General features: G+C 50.4%; 19 protein-coding genes. 17 read left to right on the forward strand and 2 right to left on the reverse strand.

The genetic code is table 11. The annotated features are described in order from the left end of the window. Window positions 1-3 precede the first annotated feature (3 nt). The 11 genes from WC772_07650 (at window position 4) to WC772_07700 (ending at window position 11,185) form a co-directional block, all read left to right on the forward strand. Window positions 4-570 (forward strand): hypothetical protein, encoded by a 567-nt coding sequence (locus WC772_07650; protein MFA6170625.1) that lies wholly within the window; start codon window positions 4-6, stop codon window positions 568-570. A gap of 65 nt (window positions 571-635) precedes the next feature. Beyond that, window positions 636-1,064 carry an IS200/IS605 family transposase gene (gene tnpA / locus WC772_07655; protein MFA6170626.1) on the forward strand — a complete coding sequence of 143 codons (429 nt, stop codon included), beginning with the start codon at window positions 636-638 and terminating at the stop codon, window positions 1,062-1,064. 146 nt (window positions 1,065-1,210) lie between these two features. Further along, window positions 1,211-1,987, forward strand: a complete 777-nt coding sequence (locus WC772_07660) for an RNA methyltransferase (GenBank protein MFA6170627.1) — start codon at window positions 1,211-1,213, stop codon at window positions 1,985-1,987. Window position 1,988: 1 nt separating this feature from the next. Continuing rightward, the gene (gene pheS / locus WC772_07665) at window positions 1,989-3,011 is read left to right on the forward strand and encodes a phenylalanine--tRNA ligase subunit alpha (GenBank protein ID MFA6170628.1); all 1,023 of its coding nucleotides are present in this window, start codon (window positions 1,989-1,991) and stop codon (window positions 3,009-3,011) included. Further along, window positions 3,011-4,996: a phenylalanine--tRNA ligase subunit beta gene (gene pheT, locus WC772_07670; GenBank protein MFA6170629.1), complete on the forward strand. Its 1,986-nt coding sequence runs from the start codon at window positions 3,011-3,013 to the stop codon at window positions 4,994-4,996. Before pheS ends, pheT begins: the two co-directional genes overlap by 1 nt. 108 nt (window positions 4,997-5,104) lie before the next feature. Then, window positions 5,105-5,485 (forward strand): IS200/IS605 family transposase, encoded by a 381-nt coding sequence (tnpA, locus tag WC772_07675; protein ID MFA6170630.1) that lies wholly within the window; start codon window positions 5,105-5,107, stop codon window positions 5,483-5,485. Between the two features lie 119 nt (window positions 5,486-5,604). Beyond that, window positions 5,605-6,489: a restriction endonuclease gene (locus tag WC772_07680; protein ID MFA6170631.1), complete on the forward strand. Its 885-nt coding sequence runs from the start codon at window positions 5,605-5,607 to the stop codon at window positions 6,487-6,489. Window positions 6,490-6,577: 88 nt separating this feature from the next. Beyond that, window positions 6,578-7,132 (forward strand): hypothetical protein, encoded by a 555-nt coding sequence (locus WC772_07685; GenBank protein MFA6170632.1) that lies wholly within the window; start codon window positions 6,578-6,580, stop codon window positions 7,130-7,132. A 236-nt stretch (window positions 7,133-7,368) separates the two neighbouring features. Beyond that, the gene (mutS, locus tag WC772_07690; GenBank protein MFA6170633.1) at window positions 7,369-9,876 is read left to right on the forward strand and encodes a DNA mismatch repair protein MutS; all 2,508 of its coding nucleotides are present in this window, start codon (window positions 7,369-7,371) and stop codon (window positions 9,874-9,876) included. A gap of 32 nt (window positions 9,877-9,908) precedes the next feature. Beyond that, a complete protein-coding gene (locus WC772_07695; GenBank protein ID MFA6170634.1) occupies window positions 9,909-10,463 on the forward strand; it encodes an arginine decarboxylase, pyruvoyl-dependent in 555 nt (184 codons plus the stop codon). Further along, on the forward strand, window positions 10,463-11,185 hold the full coding sequence (locus WC772_07700; protein ID MFA6170635.1) for an anaerobic ribonucleoside-triphosphate reductase activating protein: 723 nt from the start codon (window positions 10,463-10,465) through the stop codon (window positions 11,183-11,185). The genes WC772_07695 and WC772_07700 overlap by 1 nt, the downstream gene beginning before the upstream one ends. Here WC772_07700 and WC772_07705 read toward each other — a convergent pair whose 3' ends face one another. Continuing rightward, complete coding sequence (locus tag WC772_07705) at window positions 11,186-12,739, reverse strand: CHASE4 domain-containing protein (GenBank protein ID MFA6170636.1); 1,554 nt, start codon at window positions 12,737-12,739, stop codon at window positions 11,186-11,188. It lies immediately after the preceding gene. 115 nt (window positions 12,740-12,854) lie between these two features. On the opposite strand from WC772_07705, the gene WC772_07710 reads away from it, so the two are divergent. Genes WC772_07710 through WC772_07720 form a run of 3 tightly spaced genes read left to right on the forward strand, consistent with a single transcriptional unit; the run spans window position 12,855 to window position 14,986 of the window. After that, window positions 12,855-13,370, forward strand: coding sequence for a TlpA disulfide reductase family protein (locus tag WC772_07710; GenBank protein ID MFA6170637.1), 516 nt, complete (start codon window positions 12,855-12,857; stop codon window positions 13,368-13,370). 3 nt (window positions 13,371-13,373) lie between these two features. Beyond that, window positions 13,374-14,075, forward strand: coding sequence for a cytochrome c biogenesis protein CcdA (locus WC772_07715; protein MFA6170638.1), 702 nt, complete (start codon window positions 13,374-13,376; stop codon window positions 14,073-14,075). Then, window positions 14,075-14,986, forward strand: coding sequence for an FAD-dependent oxidoreductase (locus WC772_07720; GenBank protein ID MFA6170639.1), 912 nt, complete (start codon window positions 14,075-14,077; stop codon window positions 14,984-14,986). Before WC772_07715 ends, WC772_07720 begins: the two co-directional genes overlap by 1 nt. A gap of 8 nt (window positions 14,987-14,994) precedes the next feature. Here WC772_07720 and WC772_07725 read toward each other — a convergent pair whose 3' ends face one another. Beyond that, on the reverse strand, window positions 14,995-15,525 hold the full coding sequence (locus WC772_07725; protein ID MFA6170640.1) for a ferritin family protein: 531 nt from the start codon (window positions 15,523-15,525) through the stop codon (window positions 14,995-14,997). Window positions 15,526-15,692: 167 nt separating this feature from the next. Between WC772_07725 and WC772_07730 the strand changes: the two genes are divergently transcribed. The 3 genes from WC772_07730 to WC772_07740 all read left to right on the forward strand — a co-directional run bounded on the left by WC772_07730 (window position 15,693) and on the right by WC772_07740 (window position 19,582). Further along, window positions 15,693-16,379: a response regulator transcription factor gene (locus tag WC772_07730; GenBank protein MFA6170641.1), complete on the forward strand. Its 687-nt coding sequence runs from the start codon at window positions 15,693-15,695 to the stop codon at window positions 16,377-16,379. Further along, window positions 16,376-18,142 carry an ATP-binding protein gene (locus tag WC772_07735; protein MFA6170642.1) on the forward strand — a complete coding sequence of 589 codons (1,767 nt, stop codon included), beginning with the start codon at window positions 16,376-16,378 and terminating at the stop codon, window positions 18,140-18,142. The genes WC772_07730 and WC772_07735 overlap by 4 nt, the downstream gene beginning before the upstream one ends. A gap of 138 nt (window positions 18,143-18,280) precedes the next feature. After that, window positions 18,281-19,582, forward strand: coding sequence for a hypothetical protein (locus WC772_07740; GenBank protein MFA6170643.1), 1,302 nt, complete (start codon window positions 18,281-18,283; stop codon window positions 19,580-19,582). The last annotated feature ends 8 nt before the right edge of the window (window positions 19,583-19,590 follow it).

Consider the following 19,590-nt stretch of genomic DNA (forward strand, 5'->3'; position numbering starts at 1 on the left):
CGCGTGCTTCCTAGAATAGCTGAACTTAATGCGGAAACCTGCGGCAGTATCGCCGCGGTTTCCGGGGGGAGTAAAAAAGAATTCAATATGAATGAGCAGAAGAGTCTGTATGATGTCTTGATAGTTTTGATCCAAATGGGAATGCCAGTTGTGACAGCTGCTTTTGGCTTTTTAATTGGTAAATGGTGGGACGATAAAACAAAGAAAAATGATTTTAAAAGGGAAATATTATTTAAGGCAAACAGAGGTTTAAGTAGGTTTGTGTATTTTTATATTACTTCCTTTGCTTATCGCGATAATAATAATGAATTTGAAAAAGAATACGAACAAGAAACGTCTCAATTTGATGAGATAAAAGCTGATTTAGAAATATTTGTTGGAATTAATGTTTATAATATATTCTTAGAATGTGCTAGTTGTGCGAAATTATGTGGGGAAGAGGCTTATGAGCGAATTAGAAAGGGTGAGTTTGTTACTAAACAAGAAGAATTGATTAATTTTAAGGCGTATTCAATAAGTCATTATAAATGGATTCAAGCAGTTAGGGATGAGTTGAAAATTAGGGATTGATTGCCTGGAAGCTGCGACGATAGTGTCGCATGCTTCTGTCAGTGGTGGGGAGGGAAAGTGGCAGTATGGGGAAGTATGTTCATTATGTCTTTTCGACTTATAAAAGAAGGCAATTGATATCGGAAGACGTTGCCGAATGCTTAAAAACAGCGTTTGCCGATATTTGTAGGGGGAAGGGCTTTAGGATCGAATGTTATGATATTTTGATAGATCATGTTCATTTGCTCATTGAAAAACAGGATAACGATAGCAATGAGTATGTAATGAAGATGGTCAAAGGACTTAGCTCCAAAGCAGTGTTGGCTAAGTTTTCGACCAATCGTTTTGATAATCGGAAGCTCTGGGGAAGAGGCTATCGGGCTTACGAGATTATTGATTCAGATTCATTGCGAAAAGTGATAGATTATATAAAAGGGCAGAAGGCGAATGGTGAAGACAAACGATTTTTACAGCTTGGAAACCGCGACGATATTGTCGCAGGTTTCCAAGCGTGATATGGCCACGTTTGAGTTAAGCAGGTTTCTAGGTGCAATGGAGCGATGTGTAGGTTGTTCGCAGGTTTCCATGCGTAGAAGGTAGATAGACCCGGAAGCCGCGACGATATTGTCGCTGGCTTCCGATAAGAAAGGGTAAGATATAAATGCAACAACAACTAAAATTAATTAAAAATCTCCTCGAGACCCGCAAGGCGCGGCGGAAGGAGAAGCTCTTCGTTGTTGAAGGGGTGAGGATGGTCGAAGAGGCGGGGGAGCGGGTAAAAACGTTCTTCTACTCCGAAAACCTGCCGATCGTTAAGAAGCTGGAAGAACAGATGAGTGTCGGTTACAAAGTCTCGAAAAAACAACTGGCCGAGATTTCCCAGGTGGAAACGCCGCAAGGGATCGTCGCGATTGTTAGAGAACAGGAATACTCCTTAGACCAGATAGATACCAAGGGAGTGATCGTTTACTGCCTCGGTGTCCAGGACCCGGGGAACCTGGGGACAATCATCAGGACCGCCGACGCTTTTGGGGCGAGCGGAGTGATCCTTTCTAAAGGGACCGTCGACCTCTATAACCCGAAAGTGGTTCGCGCGACGATGGGCTCGCTCTTTCACCTGCCGATCGTCATGGCGGCCGATGACGCCGAAACTATTAGTCAATTAAAGGGGAAAAATGTTAAAATAGTAACAACCGATCTAAAGGCGACGAAAACCGCGGCCGCCGGGGATTACCGGGGCGGGGTCGCTTTCCTGGTTGGGAACGAAGGGGCCGGGTTGCCCCCCGAGATCGTCGCTCTGGGCGAAGCGGTCAAGATCCCGATGCCGGGAAACGCCGAATCGCTTAATGTCGCCGTCTCGACCGCGATTCTTTTATATGAAGCGACAAAACAAAGACTAGGAAACCGCGACGATATTGTCGCAGGTTTCCAGGGATAACATGGAAAAGATTAAACAACTACAGGACGAAGCGCTTGGCCTGATCCGTCAGGCGAAAGATCTGGCCGAGCTCGACTCGGTTAGGATCCGCTTTCTCGGTAAAAAAGGGGAACTGACCGAAGTCCTCAAGTCGCTTGGCTCACTTTCACCGGAAGAACGGCCGAAGGTCGGCGCCCTCGTTAACGAAGCCAAAGTTGTGGTTGAAGTTGCCTTGAACGATCAGAAGGTCAGCCTCTTGGCGCAAGCCCAAAAACAAAAGATTGCCGCCGAAAAGATCGATATCACTCTCCCCGGGAAAGGGATCAAACTCGGTAAACTCCACCCGCTAACCCAGACGATGGAACAAGCCAAAGATATCTTTTTACGCCTTGGCTTTGAGATCGCGGAAGGGCCGGAAGTCGAGCTGGAGTATTATAATTTCGACGGCCTCAATATCCCGGCCCACCATCCGTCGCGCGACGTTGATTCAACTTTCGTCATTAAAGACGAGGTTGTTATGCGGACCCACACTTCGCCGGTCCAGGTCCGGGTGATGGAAAAGAGACAGCCGCCGCTGGCGATCATCGCTCCCGGCCGGGTCTTCCGCCGTGATTACGACGCCACCCATTCGCCGGTCTTCCAACAATTGGAAGGGTTCCTGGTCAATAAGAACATTACTTTCGGCGACCTCAAAGGGGTTCTCACCGAATTCCTCCGCCAGATGTTCGGCTCGGAGAAAAAGGTCCGCTTTCGGCCGAGCTTTTTCCCCTTTACCGAACCGTCGGCTGAAGTTGACGTTGAATGTTTGAAATGCGGGAGTGAAGGGCAGAAAGGGTGCAACATCTGCAAAGGGACCGGCTGGCTCGAGATCCTCGGCTCCGGGATGATCGACCCGAACGTTTTTAAAGCGGTTGGCTACGACCCGGAGAAATACACCGGCTTTGCTTTTGGGGTGGGGATCGAACGGATCGCGATGCTGAAATACGGGATCGATGACATCCGCCTATTTTACGAGAACGATCTTCGTTTTCTGGAGCAATTTTAATGAAAGTGCCAATAGAGTGGCTTAAAGAACTGGTCCCCATTAAAGCGACGGCCGAGAAATTGGCCGAACTGATCGCTTTAGGCGGGCTGGAAACGAATCTGATCGCCGAGGATATCCTCGAAGTCGATATCCTGCCGAACCGGGCCGACTGCTGGAGCCTGCGCGGGATCGCCCGGGAAGTCGCGGCTCTCACCAAAGTTAAAGTTAAAGCCGACAAACCGAAAGTCAAAGAGACGGCCGAGAAGACCAAAAAATTTGTCCAGGTCGATATCCTGGAGCCGACTCTGTGTTCCCGTTACATGGCGCGGGTGATCAAGAACGTTAAGATCGGCGACTCCCCAGAGTGGCTTAAACGCCGCCTGGAAAAGGCGGGGGTCCGCTCGATCAATAACGTCGTTGACGTGACCAACTACCTGATGCTGGAGATCGGCCAGCCGATGCACGCTTTCGACGCCTCGCTGGTCAAAGACCGGCACATTGTCGTCCGCCGGGCCGAACCGAAAGAAAAAGTCCTTGCCCTCGATGGTAAAGAATATGAACTCGATTCCGAAGTCCTGGTCATTGCCGATCCGGACAAGGCGATCGCCATTGCCGGGATCATGGGCTTGGCCAACAGCGAAGTCCGGCCGACCACGACCACCATTATTTTAGAATCGGCCTCCTTCGATCCGGTCTCGGTCCACGAGAATTCCAGAAAACTTCGGCTGCGGAGCGAATCGTCGGTCCGCTTCGCCCACGGTCTTGATTGGCTGGGGGTGGAAGAGGCGCTTGATCGCGGCGCCGCTTTGATCGCCGAGCTGGCGGGGGGCGAAGTCTTCTCCGGTAGTGTCGATGCCAAAAAGAAAGACCCGACCCCCAAGAACATCCTCCTCCGCCCCGCGCGGGTCGAAAAAGTTCTAGGCGAACATCTCGCGGTCGGGACAATGACCAGTATCCTCAAAGGGTTGGGGTTCGGGGTCAAAACGAAAGGGAACGACCTAATGGTCGAGATCCCATTGTTCAGGGCGATGGACGTGGAGCGGGAAGCCGACCTGATCGAAGAGCTCGCCCGGATCAACGGTTACGACAAGATCAAACCGACTATGCCGGATACTTCTTTTGCCGGTAAAAAAGCGCCGGTCGAAGACTTTTTAAAACTCCGCCAGGTTTTGACCGGTTGCGGCTTAAATGAGGTCCAGTCCTATACTTTAGTTTGTGAAAAGGACCTGGAACTGTCGACTTTTCCGCTGGCAGGGACGATCCAGACCGTTAATCCGCTCAATAGCGATCAGGTAATATTACGGCCGAGCCTACTGCCTGGACTACTGAAGATCGCCCAGTACAACCAGAACCGCCAGATCGAGAATGTCCTGATCTTTGAGATCGGCAAAACATTTAAACAAAGCGGGGAGAAGCTTCCTCATGAGAACTGGCGGATCACCGGTGTTTTAATGGCATCGCCGTTCCAGAGCTTACTGGATAAAGGGACGGTCGATTACTTCTTTGTTAAAGGGGCAATGGAAAGTCTGTTTAGCGCGCTTGGGTTGAACTTGCCGGAACAAAAAGAAAGTTCCAGCTCGTTCACGCAATACGGGAGCGCGGCGGAAATTCCGGCCGGGTTCTTCGGCGCGCTGAATCCAAACCTTCAACGCAATTATGATTTTAAAAAACCGGTCTTTGTTTTTGACCTCGATCTTGATCTGCTTGTGGCGCAAGCAAGACATGACCGGCACTATCAACAGCTTCCCAAGTTCCCCTATGTGACGAGAGATATCTCTCTTACCATGCCGGACGACGCGGCCAATCAAAATGTGATCTCTTTGGTGAAAGAGCTGGGCGGCGGACTGGTTGAAGCGGTCTTTCCGTTCGATAAGTATAAGGAGAGCGTCGCTTACCGGATCATTTACCGCCATCAGGAGCGGACCCTCACCGAAGAGGAAGTTAACCAGAAGCACCAATCGATCGTTGACGCTTTAGTCTCGCGGCTGCACGTTAAGTTGAGGTAGCTACGCTTTTCCGCCCGATTGAACCGGCTAATCTGTCGGTAGGCTTGAGAAACCCGCGGCTGAATAAGTTGTATGCCCCGCGGCTAAACGCCGCGGTTAATCCTAACAATGTTTTACCACTATATTTTTAATACTTATAAAGGGAAATCATCACTTCTTGAAAAAGAGATGCGGCAATTTCTTGAGGCTGAGTTTAAGCAGATAGCCCAAAAGAGAGGACTTGGGCTACTTGCTTCAAATATTCTCGAAGAACATGTTCATTTGTTAGTGGAGCAAGAAGCGACTGATTCCACCGAGTATGTTATGAAAATGTTTAAGGGGAGTTCTTCTAGGGCATTTTTTCTGGAATATCCATCAAATAGATTTGTTGATCGGAAATTATGGGGAAGGGGTTATTTTGCCCGTAAAATAAGTGAAAAAGACCTTCCTAAAGTGATACAATATATTAACGAACAGCATGACGCTGCTGGCGTAGACAAAAGATATTAGCCTTAACCGCGACGTTCAGTCGCGGGGCTGGTGACGGGATTCGTAACCAGCAGCTGAGCGCTGCTGTTCTGTTAAGCTTTGAGTGATGGTTGTCTGTGAATATTTGCGAGGAGGGGTTTATGAAAAAAATATCATATGAGCGAATTGGTTTATTTTGTCAGGCAGCATTAAGGATAATCTTAGAGCAAGGCGGATCATGTCCGGTAAAGAAAATTCACGAGGAAATTGAAAAGAAAATCGAATTTAATGAATACGAAAAAGGGCTTTATGAAAAGAGTGGCTATATTCGTTGGCAATCAATTTTGCATTTTTATTCAATTGATCTTGTTAAGGCTGGATGGTTAAGGAAACATAAAGGGACCTGGTTTATTACCGAAGAAGGCAAGAAGGCGCTTGAAATGACGCCGAACCAATTTATTGATGTTGCAAGAAAAAAATATATGGAATGGGCTGAGGCGAGAGAATTAATTAGGCAAGAGTCAAATGAGACAGATAATGAAAATCATTCGCTTGCAACAACATATGAGCAGGCGCAATCAACATCAAGAGAGGAAATAAAAGAGTACATTAGAAATATTAATCCATATGATTTTCAGGATCTAGTTGCGGCCTTATTTCGAGGTATGGGGTATTATACGCCATTTGTTGCGTCAAAAGGCCCAGATGGGGGCATTGATATTGTTGCATACAAAGATCCCATTGGTGCTCAATCTCCAAGAATACGTATACAAGTTAAGCATAGAATGGAAACAAAAGTTGGGAGGCCAGAGGTCGCCTCATTAAACGGCGACTTGCAGAAAGAAGGGTATATTGGAGTTATTGTTTCTACTGGTGGTTTTTCTGCTGATGCTTTGGTCGAAATTAGGAAGGCAAATAAACATATTGAAAAAATTAATTTCGATGAATTCATCGATCTTTGGGAAGAACACTATGATAAGTTATCTGATGAAGATAAAAACTTATTGCCACTAAGAAAAGTGTTGTTTTTGGCTCCAGAAGAATAGATGTAACCGCGACGGTCAGTTGCGAGCGGGGATTTGTAAAACAATAGAAGCATAAACAGCAGTTGAATGCTGCTGTTAAAGTTAACAAATGAATAAAACAGAGTTGAATAAATTGATCAATAAAGAGGCTCATGGGGAAATTAACTACAACAGAAGTGTGGTTAACCAGTTGTTGTATTTTTCGATTATGATAATTGGTGCTTATTTTTGGCTTATAATTAATGTTGAGGACAAGGTCATCCTTGAATTGAATCCGAATGTTGTTATTCTTTTACTTTCAATATGCATAATAATAATTATTGGTTTAATTGGTGTTTCTATAAGTAAGCAGCTTCAACAAGAAAATGTGCAATGGAAGCGAATTAATGAAATCGAAAAATCCCTAGATAGCCAGCTTAGTTATGACGGTTATAAAATAATTCCAAGATTGTATTCGTGGATATTGTTGATAATATTTTGTTTTCTGTCTTTTATCAATATTACTATTTTTAATTGGTGTGTTTTGATTGTTTATGGATGGACTGCTTGCCAAATAATAGTTGCAGGTGCTTTATATGTTTTAATACCAATTTATGGGTATTTCTTTTATCAAATAGGCATTAAAGAGGTTGAATTGAAGCCAGCAGATAAAGGCTGTGATTAATTATAAATCCCTAACCGCGACGTTCAGTCGCGGGGGAAAAAATAGTTGTTGGGGTAGGATCGTCAGCGGATTAGCCTCGTAACCAGCAGCTAAACGCTGCGGTTAAAGGAAAGAATATAACCGCGACGTTCAGTCGCGGGGGCAGTGAAAGAGAATCTAACCGCGACGTTCAGTCGCGGGGAGATTGGTAGTCAGTCGCGGTTGATACATTAGCTAGGAGAGAAAAGGATAAAATAATGACCGACCTCACCCCGATGATGAAACAGTACCAGGAGATCAAGGCCCGGCACCAGGACGCGATCCTCTTTTACCGCCTCGGTGATTTCTACGAAATGTTTTTTGACGACGCCTTGCTTGCGTCGCGCGAATTAGACCTGACTTTAACCGGTCGCGGCAAAGACGACAACCGGATGCCGATGTGCGGCATTCCGTACCACGCCGCCGAAGGGTATCTGGCCAAACTTATCGAGAAAGGGTACAAGGTCGCGATCTGCGAACAGGTTGAAGATCCAAAATTCGCCAAAGATAACCTTGTTAGACGGGAAGTGATTCGGATCGTCACCCCTGGGACGGTGAACGAGCCGTCGATGCTTTCGGCCAAAGCGAATAACTATTTGCTGGCGGTCAATCAGGACAAAGGGAAATACGGCCTCGCTTACGTTGATTCAACGACCGGGGAATTCAAATTGACCGGTTTTAATTCTCTCGACGGGCTTCTGGACGAGGTCCGCCGGATCGCGCCGGTAGAATTGTTGGTTTCCGATCTCTTTGAACCAGAAGGAGCGGCCGCCCTCAAAGAGCTTCGGCTGAAAAGCCAGTCTTCCTTCAAAGATATTTACGACAGCGAGACGGCGGTTAGGAAAATTAAAGGGCAGTTTAACCTTCATTCGCTGGAATCGTTTGGTTTGAATGAGGATGAGGTTTCGCTTGGCGCGGCGGCGGCGATCCTAGATTATCTCCGGGAAACGCAAAAGACCGCTCTCCGCCAGATCGGCGCGCTGAAAAAATACCAGGTCGGCGATTACATGTTCATCGATAACGTTACCCGCCGCAATTTAGAATTGACCCAAACAGCCCGCGACAAATCGCACCAGGGGAGCTTGCTCTGGGTCATTGACCGGACTAAAACCCCGATGGGCGGAAGACTGCTTCGCCAATGGCTGGTCCAACCATTATTAAATCAAGCCGAGATCGAACGGCGCCTCGACGCGGTTGAAGTTTTTACTAAAGACGCGATCCTCCGGAGCGAACTGGCGGCCGCCCTTGATAAAGTCTTTGATGTGGAGCGGCTGACCGGCAAAGTTGCGACCGGGACCGCCAATCCGCGCGACTTGGCCGCGCTGAAGGAATCGCTCTTTCAACTTCCGCTGATCGAGAAAGTCGTTCAAACGAACGTCCCTCTGGCCGGTTTTGTCGCGCCGATCAAAGAGTCCCTGGCGGTCCGGCAGGCGGTAGTTGAGCTGATCGGCAACGCGATTGTCGCTGATCCTCCGTTCACGATCAAAGAAGGGGGGATCATTAAGGACGGCTACCACGCGGAGCTCGACGAACTGAAGAAAGGGAGCCGCGGCGGGAAGCAATGGATCGCCGAGCTGGAAGCGTCGGAGCGGAAACGGACCGGGATCAAATCGCTCAAGGTCGGCTACACTAAAGTTTTCGGTTATTTCATTGAAGTGACCAATTCCAATCTTGACCAGGTGCCGCCCGATTATATCCGCAAGCAAACGTTAGTGAACGCCGAACGGTTCATCACGCCGGAACTAAAAGACCGGGAGACGATGATCCTGAACGCGGAAGTCAGGACCAAAGAGCTGGAATACCAGCTCTTTACCGAGGTCCGGACCAAAGTCGCGGAACATACCCGGCAGCTGCAGTCGCTGGCTGGCGCGCTCGCCAGTCTTGATGTCCTTTTATCTTTAGCCGAAGCGGCGGTGGAAAATAAATACAGCCGCCCGTCGTTTAGCGACCAAAAAGCGATCACGATCAAACAAGGGCGCCATCCGGTAGTTGAAAAGATGCTGGGTGAATTTAAATTTGTCGCCAACGATACCGATCTTAACGAGGCACGCCGCTTTCTGCTGATCACCGGCCCGAATATGGGCGGTAAGTCGACCTACATGCGCCAGACGGCGCTGATCTCTCTCCTGGCCCAGATCGGCTCTTTTGTTCCCGCGGCCAGTGCCAAGCTTTGCCTGATCGACCGGATCTTTACCCGGATCGGCGCGATGGACGATATCTATTCCGGCCAGTCGACTTTTATGCTGGAGATGACCGAGACCGCCAACATCGTCAACAACGCGACCGAGCGGAGCCTGGTGATCTTAGACGAGATCGGCCGGGGGACCTCGACCTTCGACGGGATGTCGATCGCGGCGGCGGTGGCCGAACATATCCACGCCAAGATCGGGGCGCTGACCTTATTTGCCACTCATTATCACGAGATTACTCAACTGGCGGACAAACATCCTGGCATGGTCAACGTTAACGTGACCGTCCGCGACCAGAATGGCGAGATCACTTTCTTGCGCGTCATCGCCGAAGGACCGGCCGATAAGTCTTACGGCATCCAGGTCGCCAAGCTGGCCGGTATTCCGGCCGAAGTTCTCAAACGGGCCGAGGAGATCTACGCCACGCTCGAAATGGTCGAGAACGACCTGGGAGCGGAAAAGAAAAAAGCCCTTCGCAAGAAGCACGGTCTTTACAAAACCCCCGACGACCAGCGCGAACAGGCGAGTTTGTTTTGATATTTAGAAAAAAGCTTGTATAATAATAACCAATGAATTTAGTACCGACGAAAGTATTTTTTACCAAGGGAGTGGGCCGCCACCGGGAAAAGCTGGCCAGTTTCGAGATGGCCTTGCGCGACGCGGGGATCCAGGCGGTCAACTACGTCCAGGTTTCCAGCATCTTCCCGCCGGGCTGTAAGATGATCACCCGGGAGCAGGGGATGAAACTGATCAAGCCGGGCGAGATCACTTTTATCGTCATGTCGCGCAACGATACCAACGAGTCGCACCGCCTGATCTCGGCTTCGGTCGGGATGGCGATCCCCTCGGACCCGAATTCCTACGGTTATTTGAGCGAACACCATGGCAACGGGATGACCGACGAAGAATGCGGCGATTACGCCGAAGACATTGCCGCGCAGATGTTAGCCACAACCCTGGGGGTTCCTTTTGACGAGGATTCCAGCTGGGACGACCGCCAGGAGCTGTGGAAAGTTTCCGACCGGATCGTTCGGACCACCCATATTACCCAAAGCGCCATTGGCCAGAGGAACGTCTGGACCACGGTTATCGCCGCGGCTGTTTTCCTCTTTGACGAAAACTAATGACTGCCGCCGACCAGCTGGTGATCAAAGGCTTTCTCGAAACTTCTTTCGTCGACTGGGACGGGAAGATTGTCGCGGTCGTTTTTCTCCCGTATTGTAATTTCCGCTGTCCCTTCTGCCATAACGCCGGGCTCGTTAACCAGCCGGACAAATATGAAACTATTCCCGTTGCGCGGATCTTTTCTTTTTTGAAAGAACACACGGATTTTCTGGATGGGGTCTGTATCACCGGCGGGGAGCCGGTCCTGCACGTCAACCAGGGGCTGGTCGAGTTTATCGAAGAGATCAAAAAACTGCCTCTGTTGGTCAAGCTCGACACCAACGGGACCGATCCGGAGCTGATCAAGCGTTTGCTCGACCGCAAGCTGGTCGACTTTATCGCCATGGACGTCAAAGCGCCGCTGGATGAGCGGTATTATAAGCTCTGCGGGGTGGAAACCGATCTGGCCAAGATCAAACAGAGCGTCGCGCTGATAATTAAGAGCGGGATCGAAAGTGAATTCCGGACCACGGTCGTTCCAAATCTCTTGTATTTAAAAGATATCGAGGACCTGGCTCGGGGGATCAAAGGGGCGAAAAAATTCGTCCTGCAGCAATTTGATCCGCGTAACACTTTGGATCCGGCCTTGGCTGCTTATGAGCCTTATCCGCTGGAAAAACTGCAGGAAATGGCCGATCTTGCCAAACGCTGGGTTCAGAACGTTCAGATCAGAGGAAAGTAGCTACTTATATTTGGGCGGCTGACCGAGTTTCTTGAGCAATTCGTTGATCTCTTTTTCCATTTCCGTCATCTTCAATTCCCGCCCGACCGCCAGCAATTGGAATTCTTCCAGCTCTTTAACTTTTTCGTTCAGTTGTTTTTCGAAGCGTTTCCGTTCGGTCACGTCGCGGGCGATCCCGAAGACCGCGACCGGTTTGCCGTTTTCGAGCTGGACCTGGCTGTTGATCTCCAGGGTCAGGACACGTCCGTCTTTTGTTTTGATCGCCGCTTCATAAGAGGTCCGCTGCTGCTGGCCGGAGATCTTTTCATCGAGTTTTGCCTTGAGGACGGCCCGCGAATCAGGCGTGGCCAAAAAATCGAAAGGCCGGCCGATGATGTCTTCCGGTTTATAGCCGAGGATTCTTTTAGCCGCTTTATTGATGGAGGTGAATTCTCCTTTTAAGTTCGCGGTAAAAACGATATCATTGACGTCTTCGAAGATGGCGTTATAAGACTGCTGGCTTTGAAAAAGCATGATTTGCGCCTGGTTGAGCGACCGAAGGGTTGCATTGATCGACCTTTGCAGTGAGGTGATCTCGTCGTTTCCCTCTTCCGGCACGGTCAGGTTGAGCTTCTCTTTTTTACCGATGGCGACGATCGCTTCGGCCAGCTTGGCGATCCGGGTGGTGATCAGCCGGTCAAGGGCGGTCAGGATGACCGCGCCGAGCAGAAAGCCGACACCAACAATGATCGCGATAAAAACAGTGATCGTTCGTTCCAGCTTATTGTAAATGATCCGAGAAACCGTCCGGGTGATGACCGCGACCGGTTCGCCGTTAAGGTCCCTTAAAATAGTGTAGCCCATGATCGTCGTGTCGTCGATCGATTCGATTGACAGGTCGTTCCGGCTTTTACCGACAATCTCCTTGAACTTTTCCAGGGAAAGGTCTTTGCTGCCCGGTAATTGAACTCTAATGTTTAGTTGCAGGCTTTTAGCCAGATAGTTTGTTTCGGTGTCATTTAGGAACCGGCCAAAGATCAAGGTCCCACGGACCGGTCCTTGATTATTGCTGGTTAGGATTGGCTGCGCGGCGAAGAGCAGCGGCCCTTCCGGCAGGGAAATTAAGCCTTTGGTCCCTTCTTTTCGCGTAATTTGAGACAGCTTTTTAAACTGCGCGTTGAACTGGGCGGGGAGCGGCGTCCTTATCTTTTTTACCAAGTCATAGCCGGCCCCGTAAACCAGCTTGCCGTTCAGGTCGAGAAATAAAAGGGCGTTGAGCCGCAAATTGCCCATAGTGGAGTCGGAGATGTTAACCTCGACGAATTTCTTGTTGCGATCGACAACGAATTGGTAGGCGTCGTCCCAAATCGACCAGTCAAGGAGCATGTATTCCAGCGTCTCAAGTTCGATCGCCTGGAAGGCTCCCTGGATCCTCTCGGTCCGGCTAACGGCGTCATTCAGTTCCGCTTCCAGAAAATTAGGGACCAGGATCAAGCGCACTCCCAACAAGACGACTAAAATGGCAGTGATCATGGTCAGGGCGGTGAAGATAATGAGCTTGGTTCTTAATTTCATAACTCTGAACTGATTATGACATCATCAATTTAAGAATTCAATTCAAAATTGACTTTATGGAAAGCAATGGCTATACTTCGAAAAAAGAGGGGGACAAATTATGTGTGGAGCGGTTATGAAAAAAACATTTTATTTGCTTTTCCTGGTTGTTTGTCTGGCCGGCTTGGTTTGGGGAATGGGAGAAAAAGAGCCGGCCGCGTCGAAGAAAGAACTCCTTGATTTTACTTTGCCCGATCTGGCCGGTAAGCCGATCAAGCTCTCTGATTATCGTGGGAAAGTGATTATGCTTAATTTTTGGGCGACCTGGTGTCCTCCCTGCCGTTCGGAAATGCCGATCATGCAAAAGCTCCATGAAAAAATGGCCGATAAACCGTTTGTGATCGTTGCCGTCAATCTGGAACGGGGTGCGGGGGACGCGGTCTGTAAATTTGTCGCCAAGGAAGGATATACTTTTAAAGTTTTGCTTGATAACGAGGGTGAAGTCGCCGGCCGCTATTCAATTTACAGTATTCCCACTACTTATGTCATTAATAAGAAAGGGAAGGTGGTCGACAAACTGATCGGCGCCCGAGATTGGTTGAGCGATGAATACCTTAAAGCTTGGTCAAAATTGATCGAGCAGGCGAAATAAGCGATGGCCGGCCTCTCTTTTGCCGTTGCTTTTGCCGCCGGCCTGTTATCTTTTCTTTCGCCCTGCATTCTACCCTTGATTCCTTCTTACATCCTTTTTTTGACCGGCATCTCCCTGCATGATTATCGCCTGTCGGTCGGGGAAGCCAGGCTGAAGACTTTGCTCAACGCCCTTTTCTTCGTTTTCGGTTTTTCTCTGGTCTTTATAGCCCTTGGGGCGACTGCCAGCGTGCTTGGTCAGGCGCTCATGGAATTCCGCGGGGTGATGCGGATCGTTGGAGGATTGATCGTGATCGGCCTGGGGCTTTTTTTGCTCAAAATTATCAGGCTGGATTTTCTGCAGTCGCATTTTGGCTGGCAGTTAAAATTTAAACCGGGGAGCTATCTTGGTTCGTTCGTGTTCGGGATGGCCTTTTCCGCCGCCTGGGTCCCGTGCGCCGGCCCGATCCTCGGTTCGATCCTGGTCCTTTCCAGCGTCTCGTCGACCATGTGGAACGGGGTGCTGCTGCTCGGTTTTTATTCGCTCGGCCTGGCGATCCCTTTTCTTCTCACCGCCTTAATGCTTGACCTGGCGATCGTTTACATTAAAAGGATGGAGAATATCCTGCACTATGTTGAGATTTTCAGCGGGGTTTTGCTTATCTTGATCGGCCTGATGATCCTGACCAACTCCCAGCAGGTCGTTTCGCTCTGGTTGAGCCGCTGATGCCGCTCGATCTGGTGATAATCGGCGGCGGCCCGGCCGGCATTACTGCCGCGGTCTACGCCGCCCGCAAAAAAATGAGCTTAGCAGTCGTGGCCAAGGAGATCGGCGGTCAGGCCGCTTGGTCATCGAATGTCGAAAATTACACCGGCTTTCAAGTTATTACCGGCCCCGAGCTGGTCAAAAAGTTTTCCGATCATTTAAGCCAATATAAGTTTGAAATGCGCGAGGGGGTCGAAGCGACGTTGGTTGAGCGCGCGGGCTCTAATTTTCAAGTCAAACTATCCGACGGTCAAGCGCTTGCCGCCAAGTCGGTGATCATTGCTTCCGGGAAGCGGCCGCGCCCCCTAAACGTTCCCGGTGAGCGGGAATTCCGCGGTCGCGGCGTGGCTTACTGCGCGACCTGCGACGGCCCTCTTTTTGCCGGTAAAACGGTCGCGGTCGTCGGCGGGGGGAATTCCGCCCTCGACGCGGCATTGCAGATGGAGCGGATCGCCGCCAAGGTCTATTTGATCAATCTTGCTCCGGCCCTGACCGGCGACCCGGTCATGAGCGAGAAGCTGGTCGGACTGCCGAAAGTTGAGATCATGAACTCCGCCAAGATAACGGAAATTTTCGGCGATCAATTTGTCCGCGGCCTGAAAATCGACCGCGCCGGCCGAATCGAGGCCCTGGCGCTGGAGGGGATCTTTGTCGAGATCGGCCTGACGCCTAACTCCGCGCTGGTCGATTGCGTGTCTAAGAATGAACTGGGGGAGATCGAGATCGATTGCGCCGCGCGGACCTCTTGTCCCGGACTTTTTGCCGCCGGGGATGTGACCGCTGTGCCGTCCAAGCAGATCATCATTGCCGCCGGTGACGGGGCCAAAGCCGCCTTGTCCGCTTTTACCTACTTAAATACCCGCGGCGGCTAAAAGTCCGGTTACCCTTCGACGATCCAGTGTTCTTGTTGTTTGAACCATTCCGTCGGATCGTTTAAGTAGAGCATTGTTTCGTCCAGAATAGCGAAATGTTCTTTCTCTTCCCGGGCGAGGGCGGCGTAAAAAATATTCGCGGTTTGATCGGTGCTTTCCGCCGCGATCTTATCGTATAAAGTGTAACTGTCCCTTTCCAGTCCTTCGGCGACCAGGTAAGCGTCGTTAATGTCCTTTTGGGTCTCAAAATTTCGGTCGAGGCTTTTTTGCAGTTTCTTGAGAATTATTTTCAAGAGGTCCTCTTTGGTCGGCGCAACCTCCACGTCTTTCAGCCAGTCCGAGGCGAGTTTTTTTTCGCCGGTCAAGTTGCGGTAGAACTCCTTGATCTTTTCCAGGTGGACCAATTCCCTTTCCGCCAGGCTGGACAAGGTCGCGGCCGCGAGGGGGTTACCGGTCCTCTTGGCGGTTTGAGTGTAAAAATCGTAGCCTTTCTTTTCCAGTTCGATCGAGAGCTTGACGTCGGCAATTAGGTCGTTCATAGGTGGGACCTCCTTTAATTATCGCTAAAAGTTTAGCAGTTGTAAGATATAATGACAAGGGATACGTTTCCAGCTGTAAGCTCCCAGCTTTAAGCTTACAGCTTTAAGCTTAAAGCTGGGAGCTTTCTTGCTTGGCAATATTTGAATGGGCTGCTACAATTACGATCATGAAGGAAATATTGGTGGTTGACGACGAAAAGGATATTGTCGAGGCGATCGAATACAACCTGAAGAACGAAGGTTATAAGGTCGCCAAGGCTTTTGACGGGCCGTCCGCCGTCAAAATGGCCAAAGAAAAAAATCCCGCTTTGATCTTGCTTGATCTCATGCTGCCCGGGATGAACGGTCTTGACGTCTGCAAAACCTTGAAAAATAACGCCGCGACCGCCGCTATTCCTATAATTATGCTGACCGCCAGAGGCGAAGAGGCGGACAAGGTCATCGGGCTTGAACTGGGGGCCGACGATTATCTGACCAAACCGTTCAGCATGCGCGAACTAACCGCCCGGATCAAAGCGATTCTGAAGCGTTATGGCGGGGGAGCGCCGGCCGGGAAAAAGGTCTTTAAAGCGCCGCAACTTGAATTGGACGTTGATAAGCATGAGGTTCGCGTCGCCGGTAAAGCGATCGAATTGACCGCAAAAGAATTCGCGCTGTTGTTGTACCTTTGGGAAAATGAAGGGAAGGTTTTCAGCCGGGAGCGGCTGCTCGATACGGTCTGGGGGATCGACGTCGCGATCGAAACCAGGACCGTCGATGTGCATGTCCGCCGCCTGCGGGAAAAACTTGGTAAAGCGGAAAAATATATCCACACCCTGCGCGGGGTTGGTTACAAATTCGAGGCGAGGCCGTGAAGCTTTTTAATAATTTCCGCTTCGCCCTTTTCTTTTCCTTCATCGGGATCGTCGTTATTAGTTTCGCGATCCTGATCTCGATCGCTGTTCCCCGCCTAAAAACGATCGAAGTTAGCCGCGAGAGCGAGGCCCTTTCGCAGCAGCTCTTTCTCTCGGCCAATGATTTTTCCCGGGTCCTGGCCCGGCCGAAAGAGCTTCAGGGTTTGAGCCTGGAATACGCCAATATTCTGGGGAACCGGATAACGGTTGTCGATCTTAACGGTCGGGTCCTGGCCGATTCGCAGGTTAAGGCGGCAGGGCTTGAAAATCACCGCGATCGGCCGGAAATCATCGAGGCTCGGGAAAAAGGGCTGGGGAAGGCGATCCGCTACAGCGCGACTTTACGCAAAGAGCTGATCTATGTCGCCGTGCCGATCAAAAAAGACGGCCAAAAGATCGGGTTCCTCCGGTTTGCCGTCCCCTTAAATTACGCCACTAATGTTTTTCGTTTATATAAATCGGTCTGGCTGGCTCTGTTTATTTCGGTGATCGTGGCGGTTATTTCGAGCGCCTGGCTGGCCCGCTCGTTCGCCAATCCGATCAGCCGCTTATCGGACGTCGCCAAGCGGATCGCCGCCGGCAAATTTGAGAACCGGTTCTTCCGCCGCTCCCGTTACGAAGTCGGGGAATTGGAGCGGGCGATGGAGCGGATGAGCCAGTACTTAAGGATCACCTTCGATAAACTTTCGGCCAAGAAAAGCCAGATCGGCGCGGTCCTATCCAGCCTGAACGAGGGGGTCCTGGCGGTCGATCGCGAGGGGAACGTGATCCTGGCCAACCCGGTCATTGAAAAAATTCTCGGGGTGACCGAACCGGAGATCAAGGGGAAAACGATCCGTGAAGTCGTGCGGAACAACGAGATTACCGAGCTGATAACCAAGGCGCTGCGGACGGGAGAACGGGTTAGGGAGGAGATCCAGGTTTTTCACCCTTTTGAAGGGATCTTTGACGCCCACGCCGGGCCGGTCTTAAACGAAGAGAATATCGTGATCGGCGTGGTCTGTGTTTTGCATGACATGACCGACTTGCGCAAGTTGGAGAAGATCCGTTCGGAATTCGTGGCCAATGTTTCCCATGAGTTGAAAACACCGCTAACGGTGATCAGGACGAACGTGGAAAATCTTCTCGGGGGCGCCCTGAACGATCCGGCCCATAACGCCGAATTCGTGAAAAAGATCGATAAGCACGCCCGCAATCTGTCGGTTTTGATCGATGATATTCTGGAGCTTTCCCGCCTGGAAGCGAAGAAGGAGCTCGGCCCGTTCACCCGGATCAATATGGAGGAGATCATGATCAAAGCGATCGAAACGATTGCCGAAAAGGCCCGCCAGAAAGAGATCGGCATTGTGACCCAATGCCCCGGTGAACCGGTCATCATCAATGGGATCGAAGATCATCTCTACCGGGCGATCCTTAATCTGCTGGAGAACGCGGTCAATTATTCCGATCCTAAGGCGCAGATCTCGATCAGTTGCCGGAGAGAAGCCGACCGGGTTAAGATAATGATCGCCGACACCGGGGTCGGGATCGCCGAACATCATCTTCCCAGGATCTTTGAGCGTTTCTACCGGACCGATGTCGCCCGCTCCCGGGAGCTTGGCGGGACCGGCCTGGGGCTGGCGATCGTCAAGCACGTTATCAACCTGCACAATGGAACGATCGAAGTTAAAAGCGTCGAGGGGAAGGGGTCGACCTTTATCTTAACTCTGCCGATTGTAACCTAGTATTTTACCTGCTTGTAACAAATTATTCATTATCCCTTAACCTTGTTAATCCATAATCAACTTGCAAGCTCTGATAAAGGAGGAGGGCGGCAATAACCGGATCGTTAACCAGGTTAATAATTGAAAAGGAGTGAAGCGATGAAAAAAATGATTGTCCTAACTTTTTTATTGATCCTGACCGTGACGCTGACCGCTTCTTTGACATCGGCCCAAACCGCGGAACAGAAAAAAGTTGAAAATTATATTGACGGCTTAAAAGTGAAGTTGGCGGCGGCCCAAAAGATACGAGATAATAAAAGAATAACTATCCTGCGGCAATTGATCGGCGACGCCGGGCTTCGTTTGGACAAGATCAAAGCTACGGAGGCTTCGGTCGCGGCGGCCGAAAAGGACGATCAACTGACGGAGTTGAAAGAAGAGACCAACGCGGCGCTGGTCAGCTTAAAGAGCGAATTAGAAAAGGTGAAAGCGGAAAATAAAGACGCCAAAGTTGGCGGCGTGATATTTTTCCACTGGCAGAAATACACCCAGAATGCCGGCTCGTCAAATTATAATCAGTTTGATGTCAGCCGGGCTTATTTGGATTTCAAGAAGAAGTTGGGTGATGACGCCGGTGTCCGGGTGACCCTGGACGTTCGGCGGCTGGACACTTCCTCTACCGGGCCCGATCCGAACAAAAAGACCCAGAACCTGTTTGATTACCTTAAATACGCCTATCTCGAAAAACCGGTCCCGGTTCCGGCCGCCATTCAGTTGGTTCCGTTCACCTTGACCGCCAAGATCGGCTTGCAGCACACCGCCTGGATCGATTGGGCGGACAAGCTACTCAACATCCGCTTTATTGCCAAGACCCTGCTTGATAATGAAGGGGTGATGAGCTCTTCCGATTTTGGGTTGGGAGCCTTGGGGAAAGTCAGCGTCAGCGGTTTCCCGGAGGTCGAGTACCACGCGACCCTCCTTAACGGGGCGGGTTACGCCAAGCCGGAATCCGACGCGCGCAAAGACCTGGGCTTGCGGCTTAACGCGACCGTTTACAATGATGATAATTTGGGGGGCGTGATCGTCGGCTTGTTCGGCAATGTCGCCGGCCTAAAGACCGACGCTTCAATGGATAGCCACACCAAGAAGCAGGCGGTCGCTTTGCTGGGACTAAAAAATAATACTTACTCCGCCGGGATCGAATACCTTTATGGGACCAATATTTCCGGCTACAGCGTCGGCGGGACATTTTTAGTCAATCCCGGCTGGACCCTTTTAGCCAGGCTGGACAACTATGACCCTTCTCGGAGCGCCGGCAATAATGAAGTTAGCCGGTCGATCTACGGTTTGATCTATGACTGGGGGAAAGATGTCAGGATCGCGGCTGACCTGCAGAATTCCAAGACCGGGACCGGCTTGGCGACCAGCATCTTTTACCTGCACAGCATGATTACGATCTAAGGAGGGAA

The organism is Candidatus Margulisiibacteriota bacterium, from assembly GCA_041661965.1.
Classification (GTDB): Bacteria; Margulisbacteria; WOR-1; order O2-12-FULL-45-9; family XYB2-FULL-48-7; genus XYB2-FULL-45-9.

Coding starts and splice junctions, on each gene's coding strand:
- WC772_07725 (MFA6170640.1), bottom strand. CDS start 15,525: ATGAACGACCTAATTGCCGACGTCAAGCTCTCGATCGAACTGGAAAAG.
- WC772_07680 (MFA6170631.1), top strand. CDS start 5,605: ATGAAAAAAATATCATATGAGCGAATTGGTTTATTTTGTCAGGCAGCA.
- mutS (MFA6170633.1), top strand. CDS start 7,369: ATGACCGACCTCACCCCGATGATGAAACAGTACCAGGAGATCAAGGCC.
- WC772_07695 (MFA6170634.1), top strand. CDS start 9,909: ATGAATTTAGTACCGACGAAAGTATTTTTTACCAAGGGAGTGGGCCGC.
- WC772_07715 (MFA6170638.1), top strand. CDS start 13,374: ATGGCCGGCCTCTCTTTTGCCGTTGCTTTTGCCGCCGGCCTGTTATCT.
- WC772_07700 (MFA6170635.1), top strand. CDS start 10,463: ATGACTGCCGCCGACCAGCTGGTGATCAAAGGCTTTCTCGAAACTTCT.
- pheS (MFA6170628.1), top strand. CDS start 1,989: ATGGAAAAGATTAAACAACTACAGGACGAAGCGCTTGGCCTGATCCGT.
- WC772_07705 (MFA6170636.1), bottom strand. CDS start 12,739: ATGAAATTAAGAACCAAGCTCATTATCTTCACCGCCCTGACCATGATC.
- tnpA (MFA6170630.1), top strand. CDS start 5,105: ATGTTTTACCACTATATTTTTAATACTTATAAAGGGAAATCATCACTT.
- WC772_07720 (MFA6170639.1), top strand. CDS start 14,075: ATGCCGCTCGATCTGGTGATAATCGGCGGCGGCCCGGCCGGCATTACT.
- tnpA (MFA6170626.1), top strand. CDS start 636: ATGGGGAAGTATGTTCATTATGTCTTTTCGACTTATAAAAGAAGGCAA.
- pheT (MFA6170629.1), top strand. CDS start 3,011: ATGAAAGTGCCAATAGAGTGGCTTAAAGAACTGGTCCCCATTAAAGCG.
- WC772_07740 (MFA6170643.1), top strand. CDS start 18,281: ATGAAAAAAATGATTGTCCTAACTTTTTTATTGATCCTGACCGTGACG.
- WC772_07710 (MFA6170637.1), top strand. CDS start 12,855: ATGAAAAAAACATTTTATTTGCTTTTCCTGGTTGTTTGTCTGGCCGGC.
- WC772_07730 (MFA6170641.1), top strand. CDS start 15,693: ATGAAGGAAATATTGGTGGTTGACGACGAAAAGGATATTGTCGAGGCG.
- WC772_07685 (MFA6170632.1), top strand. CDS start 6,578: ATGAATAAAACAGAGTTGAATAAATTGATCAATAAAGAGGCTCATGGG.
- WC772_07660 (MFA6170627.1), top strand. CDS start 1,211: ATGCAACAACAACTAAAATTAATTAAAAATCTCCTCGAGACCCGCAAG.